Source organism: Chelativorans alearensis, from assembly GCF_010993735.1.
Lineage (GTDB): Bacteria > Pseudomonadota > Alphaproteobacteria > Rhizobiales > Rhizobiaceae > Chelativorans > Chelativorans alearense.
Window position 1 is genome coordinate 57,083 of record NZ_WQNI01000017.1, and the last position, 12,855, is coordinate 69,937.

The 12,855-nt window shown below is 61.2% G+C and carries 10 protein-coding genes; all 10 read left to right on the top strand.

The annotated features are described in order from the left end of the window. Nucleotides 1–275 precede the first annotated feature (275 nt). Nucleotides 276–1,268, top strand: coding sequence for a TRAP transporter substrate-binding protein DctP (dctP, locus tag GPJ75_RS23200; RefSeq protein WP_163271834.1), 993 nt, complete (start codon nucleotides 276–278; stop codon nucleotides 1,266–1,268). Nucleotides 1,269–1,335: 67 nt separating this feature from the next. After that, nucleotides 1,336–1,827, top strand: a complete 492-nt coding sequence (locus GPJ75_RS23205) for a TRAP transporter small permease (RefSeq protein WP_163271836.1) — start codon at nucleotides 1,336–1,338, stop codon at nucleotides 1,825–1,827. Beyond that, nucleotides 1,824–3,134 (top strand): TRAP transporter large permease subunit, encoded by a 1,311-nt coding sequence (locus GPJ75_RS23210; protein WP_205602620.1) that lies wholly within the window; start codon nucleotides 1,824–1,826, stop codon nucleotides 3,132–3,134. Before GPJ75_RS23205 ends, GPJ75_RS23210 begins: the two co-directional genes overlap by 4 nt. Nucleotides 3,135–3,221: 87 nt before the next feature. Further along, complete coding sequence (locus tag GPJ75_RS23215) at nucleotides 3,222–4,235, top strand: dipeptidase (protein WP_163271838.1); 1,014 nt, start codon at nucleotides 3,222–3,224, stop codon at nucleotides 4,233–4,235. 780 nt (nucleotides 4,236–5,015) lie between these two features. After that, entirely contained in the window at nucleotides 5,016–7,085 is a 2,070-nt protein-coding gene (locus GPJ75_RS23220) for a hydantoinase/oxoprolinase family protein (protein WP_163271840.1), read from the top strand. Next, on the top strand, nucleotides 7,085–8,785 hold the full coding sequence (locus tag GPJ75_RS23225) for a hydantoinase B/oxoprolinase family protein (RefSeq protein ID WP_163271842.1): 1,701 nt from the start codon (nucleotides 7,085–7,087) through the stop codon (nucleotides 8,783–8,785). The genes GPJ75_RS23220 and GPJ75_RS23225 overlap by 1 nt, the downstream gene beginning before the upstream one ends. A 73-nt stretch (nucleotides 8,786–8,858) precedes the next feature. After that, on the top strand, nucleotides 8,859–9,854 hold the full coding sequence (locus GPJ75_RS23230; RefSeq protein ID WP_163271844.1) for a TRAP transporter substrate-binding protein: 996 nt from the start codon (nucleotides 8,859–8,861) through the stop codon (nucleotides 9,852–9,854). Nucleotides 9,855–9,930: 76 nt separating this feature from the next. Next, a complete protein-coding gene (locus GPJ75_RS23235) occupies nucleotides 9,931–10,446 on the top strand; it encodes a TRAP transporter small permease subunit (RefSeq protein ID WP_163271846.1) in 516 nt (171 codons plus the stop codon). A 5-nt stretch (nucleotides 10,447–10,451) separates the two neighbouring features. Then, the gene (locus GPJ75_RS23240; RefSeq protein ID WP_163271848.1) at nucleotides 10,452–11,756 is read left to right on the top strand and encodes a TRAP transporter large permease; all 1,305 of its coding nucleotides are present in this window, start codon (nucleotides 10,452–10,454) and stop codon (nucleotides 11,754–11,756) included. A gap of 19 nt (nucleotides 11,757–11,775) precedes the next feature. Continuing rightward, nucleotides 11,776–12,768, top strand: coding sequence for a threonine ammonia-lyase (locus GPJ75_RS23245; protein ID WP_163271850.1), 993 nt, complete (start codon nucleotides 11,776–11,778; stop codon nucleotides 12,766–12,768). Nucleotides 12,769–12,855: the final 87 nt, after the last annotated feature.

A 12,855-nucleotide genomic window follows, 5' to 3' on the forward strand; every position in this document is an offset into this window, starting at 1 on the left:
TCGGCACTTCATAGGCCCGCGCTTTTGCGCGGGCCGATGTGTTTCAAGGTGTTACACCGGATCCATAGGGCAGCTTTATGACTCATAATAACAAGTTTTTTTGTAGAATTCGGTTTACTTAATCAAGAATTATTTTCATCTTGACGTGAATGGAACCCCGTCTCGGGCTGGACCAGAGACGTGACAGGCAATCGCACGAGCCAGACGGCCGCCAACCAGTTCCTGTCGCGGCAGGCGGTCGAACCAGAACAACTTGCCAACAGGGAGGCCTCCATATGAAAGCCCAGCTCTTACTCATCGCCTACGCCTCGGTCGCGGCCTTCGTTGCCACCCCGGCGGCGGCAGAGAACCTTCGTGTCCTTTCGGCGTGGGATCAGAATTTCGTGTTCAACACGACCATGCTCGAACCCCTGCTCGAAAAGATCGAGACCGCCAGCGAAGGCGAAATCACCTTCTCGACCAACGGGCCGGAAGTCGTGCCCACCTTTGAACAATTCGAACCAGTCCAGGCGGGCGCCTTCGACATGCTGTTTGCGCATCCGGGTTATTTCTCGGGTAATGCCGGCGTGGGCGTTACCATCGACGCCATCGACCCCGACCCAACCAAACGCCGCGAAACCGGCGTCTGGGACTATCTCGACGAATACTATCAGAAGCACGGGCTCAAGCTGATCGCCATGCCCCCGCAAGGCACCAATTCGCTTCTTTTTGTTACCAAGGATCCGCTGCCCGAGACCGACACGCCGTTCAAAGGCCTCAAGCTGCGCGCGAACGTAACCTATCACGCCTTGGTCGAGACCTTGGGCGGTGCGCCGGTCCTGATGTCGGGCGGCGAAATCTATCCGGGCCTTCAGGCCGGACTGATTGACGGGGCAGCCTGGAGCGTGGTCGGGGTGACTGACTACAAGCTCAGTGAAGTCGCCGGTTATTGGACCGAGCCGTCCTATGGCCAGACCGGGACCGTGGTCCTCATGAACCTTGATACCTGGGAGGGTCTTTCGGACGAGTCCAAGTCCATCATCGAGCAGGCCGCCATCGAGGTCGAGAATGAGACCACGGAGCTTTACACCGACCTCAACGACCGCGAGCGCGAGCTGATGGAAGAGGCCGGCATGAAGCCGACCTACTACACCGACGCGGTCGCCAGTCAGCTCAACGACCTCTGGGCTGAAGGTGTCTGGGCACTTGGCGACGAGAAGGCCGGCGCGGAATCCGCGGCGTTTCGGTCCTTTGCCGCCTCGAAAGGGATGACCCCGGCGGCAGAATAAGCCAGCGCCTCACGCATAGCGCCGTGCGGGACCCTATCAGGGTCCCGCCGTCCAGAAAGGTCCGCCGATGCCGTTGATCCAGTTCCTCATCCGCGCTCACAGGAACGTGACGGTTGTCGCTTTCGCCGTCGCCGGGGCGGCGCTCGTGCTGTTCACTGCCGTATTCAACATCGAGGTCGCGCGGCGTTATTTCCTTAATGCTCCCTCCACCTGGTCACAGGACGTGATCGCGGTCTGCGCGCTGGCGGTGATCTTCCTGGCCATGCCCTACGTGACGATGAAGCAAGGCCACGTGCGCATCGACATCCTGCTGCGAAAGATGGGACCGGCGGGCGAAAAGGCCGTCACCTCGGTCTCGCTCGTGCTTGCCGTCATCATCCTCGGAGCTGTCGCCTGGATCACCGGGATCGAGGCGCACAAGCAGTTTCTGCGGGGCACACAGACGGCCTCGTCTATCGCCATTCCGAAATGGCCGCTTCTTGCCCTCATGGCCTGGGGGTTCCTGAGCTCGGCGCTTCACGTTCTGAGCCTCCCCTTCGTCCGGGATGACGCGCAATGACCATTGAATGGTATTTTCTTCTGCCTATCGCCCTGGCGATATTAATGACCCTGCTTTTGCTTGGCGTGCCGATCTTCATCGCCTTTCTCTCGCTCAACGTCGTGGGCACCTTGCTCATGATCGGGCCGGCCGGTTACGGGATGCTGGTCAACAGCATTTATTCCAGCGCAAGTTCGCTCAGTCTTGCAGCGATCCCGCTCTTTGTTCTCATGGGAGAAGTCCTGTTCCGGTCTGGCTCGGTCGACGTGCTTTTCGACGCCTTGAGCAAGGTGATGGGGCGGGTGAAGGGACGCCTTTACTATTTCATCATCTCGCTATCGGCCGTCTTTGGCGCGCTCTCGGGCTCGGCCATCGCAGTGACGGCAATGCTTGGCAACACCGCGCTCAAGACCATGCTCCAGCGTGGCTATGACAAGAAGCTATCGGTCTCGATGATTCTCGCAGGCGCGTCTCTGGCCCCGATCATCCCACCCAGCACGATGGCCGTGGTTATCGGCTCGGTCGCCGACGTTTCGATCGCAAAACTTCTGATGGCCGGACTGCTTCCGGGCCTGTTGATGGCGATAATCTTCGCGATTTTCATCGCGTTTTCGGTCCGCGCCAATCCCGATCTAGCTCCCGCTGACGAGGAGGTCGAGCATGTCACGGCCCGGGAAAAGTTGGCGGGCCTGGCGCAGTGCCTGCCTTTCGGGCTGGTCATCTTTTCGGTGATGGGCTTTATCCTGCTCGGCGTTGCCACCGCGACCGAGGCCGCCGCCACCGGCGTGCTCGCCTCGCTGGCCGTTGCCGCCTTTTACGGCAAGCTGCGTCTTAGAATGGTCATTGCGGCAGTGAAGTCGGCCGTCACCGTCACGGCGGTTATGATGGTGGTGATCGTCTCCTCGACGCTCTACACCCAGCTCCTTGCCTTTTCGGGCGCTACCTCCGGCCTGGTTCAGAGCATTACCGATCTGCCGATCAACGGGCTGGTGTTCACGCTGGGTGTGCTCGCGGTGTCCTTCGCGATGTGCATGTTCATCGACCAGATCGCGTACCTTCTGCTCGCCGTGCCGATCTTCCAGCCGATCATGCAATCGTATGGGATCGACCCGGTCTGGTTCTGGATGCTCTTTGCCGTCTTCCTCTCGATTGGATCGAACACACCTCCCTTCGGCTACAACCTGTTCACCCTCAATGCAGTCGCCGACGACGTGAATATCCAAACGATCTTCTCGGCTGCCTGGAAAAGCGTGGGTCTGGTCCTGATCGGGGTTGTCATCATGATGCTTTTCCCCGCGCTCGTGACCTTCATCCCCTCGCTCATCTGAGCCATCGGGCTTTGACCGCACCGTTCGAGCACCGCTCGGGTCTTCTCTGCCCGACGATGCGCCTGTACCACCAAAAGGAGACCTTTCATGTCCCATCCCGTCTATGACGACTCGATCGTGATCGACCTCGTCTCGCCATTGCTCGATCCCGAACAGGACGATATTTCTGATTATTTCCGCATGTACCGCCAGGGCGGCGTGACCGTCGTCGGCCCGACCGTGGCGATCGACCATGATTTCGACGAGACCCTGCGCCTGTTCACGCGCATGTATGAATTCATCCACCGCGACCGCGAAAACCTGATGGTGATCCGCACGGTTGAGGACTTCCGCATCGCCAAGCAGGCCGGCAAGCTCGGTCTCCTGATGCACTTCCAGAATTCGATTCCCATCGGGCTCAAGACTGAGCGCCTGGGCATCCTGCACGCGCTGGGTCTGCGGGTCGTGCAATTGACCTATAACCGGCGCAATCCGGTGGGCGACGGCTGCACTGTGCCCGAGGACGGCGGCTTGACCGATTTCGGGCGCAGGATGATCGCTGCGCTCAACGACCATGGCATTGTCGTCGATCTGTCGCACACATCCCACCGCACGACGCTTGAGGCCATCGAGGCGACCAGAAAGCCGCCGATCTTCTCGCATTCCAATGTGTACGATGTGCTCCCCAATGCGCGGGCCATCAAGCGCGACCAGATCCGCGCGGTGGCCGCAAAGGGCGGGACGGTCGGCCTGGTCGGCTGCGAGTATTTCGTCTCCCGCGAACGCGGCGCAACCGTAGACGATCTCGTACGTCATGCCGATTTCATCGCCGAGGAGGTGGGGACCGATCACATTTCGCTGGGTATCGATCACTACTGGGGCCATGCGCCCCATGCCACGATGGAAGCCCAGCAGGCGATGTACCATCACCAAGTCAGCAGCGGCACATGGGACCCGAAAACCTGGCCGACGCCGCCCTTGAAGCATATCGCGGGGCTCGAGACACCTGAAACCACCCATACGATTGCCGAGGCGCTGGCGCGGGCGAAATACAAGGACGAGGATATCCGCAAGATACTCGGCGAGAACCTGATCCGCGTCTTCGCCGCGAACTGGATCTAAGTAGGGACAAGCCGGGACCCCGGCTTGAACTCTATAGGTCCCTGGCGGCACCATAAGATACCAAGCGGACTTGCGACCCTCCAACTACCAATGTTCGACACGGATAATGTCCAGACGATGAGCGTGTCGAACTCAGCGTTCGCTTGCAGCGCCCGGGTTCCTCAACTGTATCGGTCTGTTTTGGCCGATACAGTTGAGGAACTCAGTCGAATGCGGCGAGGTCGATTGGCTTGTGATTCGCGGGAACGGAGGCCGCGGCCGTCACGCCGGTCTCGGCGTGAGCATCGGGATGAGTTTCAGGATCGGCTGGTCTCGGCTGAGTCCGTCGCATCGGCGGTGCGGGCCTGTACGCAGGAGATGAACCGCCTCAACTGCGAGCAGCGCGCTCAAGTTTTGTTTTCGGAAAACAACCCGCACAAAACACCAATGTAATAAAATCAACAAGTTAGATCCGCAGGTGCAAGTCAGGGGTGTTGACCCTGCAACCATTCGCGATGCCGAGGTCGGGCGCAGAAATGGCTGCATCGGAATACTTCAGCGCAGAGCGGCGGGCACCATGCGCAAAAATGACAGTGGATAATACCATGGTCAGCGCCGCTGAGGTTCAGGGAATGGACCGTATCGGGGCAGCAGCTCACACATGGGAACTGATCGAGATCATGAGGCTTTCCGGGCGCGAGCAAAAAATCCGACCATTCGGTCTCGCGTGTTAATCCCTATTGACAGTATCCAAAATGGATACAAGACTTGCGGTCAATCTTTGACTTGAGGAAGAGGGTTATGGACGCCAACGGTTTGCAGGGGGAATGGCTGGTCGGGGTCGATGTCGGTGGAACCTTCACCGATTTTTCCGCGCGCAATCTCGTGACTGGCCAGGTGCGCATTCATAAGAGGCCGTCCACCCCGGACGATCCGGGCCGTGCTGTGATCGACGGTCTCGCCGAACTGGTCGAGAAGCACGCCATCGACCCTGCGTCGATCACCCGTTTCGCTCATGGCACCACCGTTGCCACCAACGCGCTGCTCCAGCGACGCGGTGCACGGGTCGCCGTCGTGACCACCAGGGGTTTCCGCGATCTGCTCGAGATCGGGCGGCAGATCCGTCCGCACCTCTACGATTTGCAACTCGACAACCCGGCACCGCTGGCCCCGCGTGAGCTGCGGTTCGAGATCGACGAGCGCATCGGATCGCGAGGCGAAGTCGTCAGGCCACTGACCGACGAATCCATTGCCGCGCTCATCGCAGAGTTGCGGGAGCATCCCGAGATCGAGGGTATCGCAGTCTGCCTGCTCTTCTCCTATCTCAACGGCGCTCACGAGGGGAAGCTGGCCGAGGCGCTACGCGCGGCCTTCCCCGATCTGCTGGTTTCGGTCTCGCGCGAGGTGCAGCCGGAGTTTCGCGAATACGAGCGGTTCTCGACCACGCTGATCAACGCCTTCCTCCAGCCTGAGGTCAGCCGTTACATCGATCGTCTGCGCAACAATGTGGGCGATGCCGCGCCAAAAGCAGCCTTCGGCATCTTCCAGTCGAGCGGTGGGCTTATGTCGGCAGCAAAGGCCGCGGATTACCCGGTGCGCACGGCGCTGTCGGGGCCTGCGGCGGGTGCGGTTGGAGCGGCGCGCTCGGCCGCGTTGTCGAAATTCGACGACATCATCACGCTGGACATCGGTGGCACATCGAGCGATGTCTGCCTGATCCGCAACGGGCGCACCTCCATCGCGCGCTCCCGCGACATCTCGGGATTCAGCATCCGTCTGCCCATGGTCGACATCCACACCATCGGTGCGGGGGGTGGCTCCATCGCGACCTTGGCCAATGACGGGCTGATGAAGGTCGGTCCTGAAAGCGCTGGCGCCGTGCCGGGGCCTGCCTGTTACAATCTCGGCGGCACGCTGCCCACGGTCTCGGACGCGAATGCCGTTCTCAACCGACTCCCTCAGGAGTTGGTCGGCGGCGGTTTTTCCCTGCGGCGTGATCTGGCAGTTGATGCGCTAAGACCCATAGCCAACATGCTCGGCATCGGGCTTGAAACCGCCGCAATGGGCATCATCGAAATCGTCAACTCGAACATCGTGCGAGCAATTCGCACCATCTCGGTTGAAAAGGGCTACGATCCACGCAAGTTCGTACTCATGTCCTTTGGCGGGGCAGGGGGACTTCACGCCGCCGAGGTCGCACGTGCACTCGGCATGAAGCAGGTGCTGGTGCCCGAGGCGCCGGGGATCCTCTGTGCCGATGGGCTCATCGCGGCGGACCTACAGGAGGATTTCGTCACAAGTTGTCACCTCAAGCTCGCGGCTGGCGTCGCGGAGCTTGAAGCGGTCGTGCAGGAACTGTTCGTACAAGGACAGGCGTGGCTGAAGACCGAGGCGGTGGACGCGCAGGGCGAACGACTGATGCTGTTCCTGGACATGCGCTATGTCGGCCAGAATTACGAGCTGCCGGTCGAGATCGAGGCAACGGTCGACGCGCAGGGGCGTGTGGCGTTGCCCGATGTCGACGCGCTGGCTCAAGCCTTCTTCGAGACCTATGAGCGCAATTTCGGCCACTACGACCCCGCGGCGCCAGTCGAGATCGTCAACGCTCGCTTGCGCGTGCTGGCGCATCTCAGCCGCAACGATCGTGCACAAGACAAACCCGTGGCCGAGACCGGCAAGGCGAAGACCGTCCAGGTCTGGTTCGGCGAGGGCTACCGCAACACGAAGCTAATCGAACGTGTGGGACTGAAGCCAGGCGACAGCTTCTCCGGTCCCGCCATTGTAACCCAGCTCGACACCACGACCATCGTTCCGCCCGATGCCACGATGCGGATCGACGAGGCCGGCAACATGATCATGGACCTGAATTAATGACTGACCGCACACTGGACCCGATCGCGCTCGAGATTGCCTGGAACGGGCTGAAATCCGTCGCCGACGAATGCTTCATCAGCATCATGCGTACGGCCTTCTCGACCAATGTAAAGGAGCGTCACGACCATTCCACCGCCATTGCCGACGCCACCGGCCGGCTGGTGGTGCAGGCCGAGATGGCGCTGCCCATCCATCTCGCCTCCATGTCGGGCCTGCTGGAAGGGATCGTGCAAAAATATGGTGACACGATTCGACCAGGCGATCTGTTCCTCGCAAACGATCCGCACGTGGCTGGCGGGACGCACCTGCCGGACATCAATATGGCAATGCCGGTTTTCGACGGCGACCGCCTGCTGGGCTTCGTTGCCAACATCATCCACCACGCCGATGTTGGCGGCGCCGCCGTGGGCTCCATGTCGGGGGGGCTCGACGAGATATACAAGGAAGGTCTGCGCATCCCGATCATGCGGCTATATTCCGCTGGGACGCTCAACACGGAACTGATGGAACTGCTGCTTCTGAACATGCGGCTGCCCGACGAGCGCCGGGGCGACCTGAATGCACAGATCTCCGCCTGCCGTCTCGGCGTTTTCCGCTTGGGCGAGATGATTGCGAATCTCGGCAGCGACGTGCTGGCGCAGATATTCGATGAGATCGTCTCGCGCACCGAGATGCGCATGCGCGCCGCCATTGCCAAGCTGCCGGATGGCGAATACCGGTTCGAGGACCTGATGGATGATGACGGCTGCGGCACGCTCGACATAAAGATCGCGCTCAAGATCACCAAGTCGGGCGAAAGCATCTGCTTCGACTTTGACGGTACCGATCCTCAAGTCCCCGGCAATTTCAACATGACCTGGAGCGCCACTCAGGCTGCCGTCTGCTTCGGGCTGAAGGCGCTGCTCGACCCGGAAGTCGCCAACAATCAGGGCATCTTCGATGCCATCGAAATCAAAGCCCCGGCCGGCAGCTTCGTAAACTGCGTCTTTCCTGCGGCGGTGGCGATGCGCGCCAACTCGTGCCAGCGGGTGGTGGATTGCGTCTTTGGGGCGCTGGCCGAGGCGGTGCCGGACAAGGTCGTCGCCGCCACCAACGGCGCTAACACCAGCGCGGTCTTCGCGGGCATCGATCCGCGCACCGGGCAGGCTTACGTCTATCTCGAGACCCTGGGCGGTGGAATGGGCGCGCGGGCCACCCATGACGGCAAGGATGCAGTACAGGTGAACATCACCAACACCTCAAACCTGCCGGTCGAAGCGATTGAACTGGAATACCCCCTGCGAGTCGAGGAATACGCCCTGGTCATCGACAGCAGCGGTGCGGGCAAATATCGCGGCGGGCTGGGGATGCGCCGGGTGATCCGCCCCGTGGGCCACGTCTGCGAGTTCAACGGAGTCGGAGAACGCTTCCGCCACCGGCCCTGGGGACTTTTTGGCGGGTGCGATGGCGCAGCGGGTCGCTTCTACGTTCGCGGTGACGACGGAACCGAAACACAGCTTGCACCCAAGGCCAGCCAGGTGCGCCTTGCCCCCGATGCAGCCGCGGTCATGGAGACACCGGGAGCCGGAGGCTACGGCGATCCTGTAGAGCGCAGCCGTGAAGCTTTCGAAGCCGATCGCGCTTCGGGCAAATTCTCGGAACGCTGGTTGAAGGAAAACTATCCGCAATTTGCGGCGCCCGCACGGGTAGCGGGCTGAGCAGAACGCCGGCACGAAATAAGCCGGAACAAACAATAAGACCAACCGAAGCAATGAAATGGGAGATTGAATTATGACCATTCAGGCAAAGGCAATCGCATTTGCGGCGGGATTCGTCGCGATCGCAACCTCGGCCGTGGCCCAGGAAATCCGCTGGGACATGGCTACCGAGTATGGCGAGAAAACCATGCTCGGCCAGACGCAAAAGGTTTTCTCGGAGAAGGTCGAGGAATTGAGCGGTGGCGAGATCAGCATCACCAACCATTTCGGCGGTTCCATCGGCTACGGTTCGCTGGAACAGTTCGACGCGGTGGGCGACGGTCTTCTGCCTATCGCCAGCACCTCGATCGGACAGGTGGCTGGGATCGAGCCCATCTTCCTGCTGCCATCGCTGCCCTTCCTCGCGGCCGACACCGATGCCTCTCATACCCTCTGGGAGGTGGCGCGTCCGGCCTACGCGGCAGCTTTTGAGCGCAACAACCAGGTGCTGCTATTTGGTGTGCCCTTCACGCCCGCGGGGATCTGGGCCAAGATGCCGGTCACCTCGCTTGAAGATCTTGACAACCTCACCGTGCGCGCCTGGGACGCTTCGGGCACCCGAACGCTCAAGGAGGCCGGCGCCAATGCAGTACAGCTTGGCTGGAGCGATGTAGTACCTCAGTTGGCCTCCGGCGGTATCGAGGCGGTGCTGACCTCGGCCGATGGTGGTGCCAGTGCCAATTTCTGGGAGTTTCTCGACGATTTCACAGCCATCAACTACTCGCAGTCGGTCAACATGATCCATGTGAACCGCGACGAGTGGGAGGCCCTGACCGATGAGCAGCGCGACTGGATCCTGGCGGCCGCCGAATATGCCGAAACCACCGGCTGGGAACAGCTTCGCACTCGTATAGACGAACTCTATACCGAGATGGAAGGTCACGGCATGACCATTACAAAGGAGATCTCGCCGGAATTCGCCGCCGAGCTTCGCGAGGCTGGCGAGGTCGTCTACGCCGACTGGCTTAAAACGGTCGGTGCTGAAGGACAAGAGGTGCTCGACGCATACGCCAAAGCCGCTGCGGAGTGAACCGCCGCCCCCGGGCGACATTCACAGTGTGCTGCTCGGGGACCTTTGGTTCCCTTCCCGATAGCAGGAGGCGTCGATGTTCCAATGGATTGAAATCATGACCGAGCGGCTTGCGGCGTTCGGGAGACTGATTGCGCAGGTGTTGATCGTCTACATGATGCTGCACATCATGCTCGAGATCATGCTGCGCGTCTTCTTCAGGACGTCGACCTACTCAATGAACGAGTTCGTCGGCTACGCACTGGCGGGGATGGTGTTCTTCGGGCTCGCTGAAACCTTCTACCAACGACGCCACGTCCGCGTGAACCTGCTGATCGTCGCACTGCCGCCCCTGGGCCAGAGGATCCTGGACCTGTCTTGCCTCGTGGCGACGGGTCTTGTCATGTCGGGTCTCACATATGTCGTCTGGCTCACCTTTCAACGTAACCTCGAGCGTGGCTCCGTCAGCCCCTCGATCATGGCGGTGCCGACCTGGATAATCGACCTGGTGATCCTCACCGGGCTCGTCCTGTTTCTGTTGCAACTCGTCGTGACCATCATCCGAACCGCGATCTCGGGAATGAAACCCGACGCTACGCCGCTCGAAGGGTAAAGCGTATGGATCCGATCCTCGTTGCCGTCATCACCCTGGGGCTGATCGTCCTGTTTCTGGGCGCAGGCGTCTGGGTCTTTGCCGGGCTTCTGCTGGTCAGTTGCAGCTCGCTTTACTTCCTGCTCGATATGGATCCGATGCGTATCGGGCGGATCATGGCCACGCTTGTCATACGCAGTGCCACATCGGCCGAGGTCGCAGCCATCCCTCTGTTCGTCTGGATGGGCGAACTCCTGCTGCGTACCGATGTCTCGCGCCGCATGTTCGAGGGGCTTTCGCCGATCGTGCATCACTTGCCGGGGCGGCTCTTTCACACCAATGTCCTCGGCTCGGCGCTCTTCGCCGCGATCTGCGGGTCGAGCGCCGCCACCACGGCGACCGTAGGCAAGATTACCGCACATGAGCTGGACCGCCGCGGATACAACCGCTCGCTCAACTACGGATCGTTAGCCGGAGCCGGTAGCTTCGGCCTTCTGATCCCGCCATCGGTCGTTCTGATCGTCTATGGCGTGCTGGCCGAGGTCTCTATCTCACGCTTATTCCTAGCAGGTGTGGTCCCGGGAGTGCTCATCGCCGGTATGTTCTCAGCTTATATTGGGCTGCGCTGCGTCCTCGATAAAAGCCTTGCGCCTTCCGATGGCGTGCCCTCAGCGATAAGCGACATCCTGCGCGGGCTCTGGCTGCTGCTACCGGTTCTGGCGCTCGTGCTGATGGTGCTTGGCTCAATCTACAGCGGGCTTGCCACGCCATCCGAAGCGGGCGCTGTCGGTGTTGGAGCAACTCTGTTGCTGACTCTTGTGACGCGACAGCTCAGCTGGAAGGTAATCCGCGACAGCCTGAGCGCCGCCGTCCACACAAGCTGCATGATAGTGGCAATCCTGATCACCGCGTCGTTCCTGTCGACCGCGATGGCATATTTGCATGTGCCCCAGCAGGTGGCCAGTTACATCGCGCATCTGGAGCTGTCGCCCTACGAGCTGATAGCGGTGCTGGCGGTGTTCTTCATCGTGCTGGGCATGTTCCTCGAGGGCATCTCCATCACAGTGATGTCGCTGCCGATTACCCTGCCGCTGATCACCGCCGCGGGCTTCGATCCGATCTGGTTCGGCATCTTCCTCGTGGTCATGACCGAGCTTGCCCAGATCACCCCGCCAGTGGGCTTCAACCTGTTCATCCTGCAGAATCTCACCACCGTCTCGATCCTGCGGGTGGCGGTCTATGCGGCACCGTTTTTCATGCTCATGTGTCTTGCCGCCGCAATCCTGACCATCTGGCCCGACATCGTGTTGTGGCTACCCTCCTTCCTGTGAACCCTCGCGAGAGCAGCCAATGATCGACCTTTCGGATATCGAAGCCGCAAGCGGACGGCTGCGCGGCCACGCAGTCCCAACACCGCTTTTGGAACTGCGTGTCCTCAACGAGATGGCCGGCGGACGGGTACTGCTCAAGGCCGAGCCGTTGCAGCGCACCGGGTCGTTCAAGTTCCGAGGTGCCTTCAACCGCATCGCCATGATGAGCGATGAGGAGCGTGCGCGCGGGGTCGTCGCTTACTCGGCGGGGAACCATGCGCAAGGCGTAGCCGCCGCAGCCGCGGCGTTCGGCATGACCGCGACGATCGTGATGCCCTCGGATGCGCCCGCCATCAAGATGCGCAACACGCAACGGCTGGGTGCGCGGGTCGTCACCTATGATCGTGTCAACGACGATCGGGAGAAAATCGCCGCTGACATCCAGGCAAAGACCGGCGCGATGCTGGTTCCGCCCTATGACGACGAAGGCGTCATAGCCGGGCAGGGGACGGTGGGGCTCGAGATCGTCGAGCAATGTGCCGCCCTGGATGTGGTGCCTGATGTGCTGACGTGTCCGGCGGGCGGCGGTGGCCTGCTGGCCGGAATAGCGACGGCGATGGCCTCATTGTCGCCTTCCACCTCACTGTACGCAGCCGAGCCCGAGGGCTTTGACGACCTGCGCCGATCGCTCCATGCGGGCGAGCGGGTGAAGAACGTCAAGGGCGCGGTGTCTATCTGCGACGCTATTCTCACGGCAACTCCCGGCAAGCTGACTTTTCCGATCCTGAAGGCGCATCTTGCGGGCGGACTGGTGGTGAGCGACGCGCAGGTGATCTCCGCCGTGAACTTGCTCTTCGATGAGGCGAAGCTCGTGGTCGAACCGGGTGCGGCGGTGGGTCTCGCGGCACTGTTATCGGGAGGGCTGCGACTGCTGGGGCGCTGCGCTGTGGTTGTGCTGAGCGGTGGTAACATGGACCGGACCGTCTTTGCCGAGCGCTTCGCTCGCGCGGATGCGCATCCCGAACCGGTCTGATGCGCGCCTTTCGGGCAGGATTACTTCGACGCGAGGGCGCGTTTCCGTCCGCAGCCGGCCTCTTGAGTTCTCCCCACAGGCTCTTTA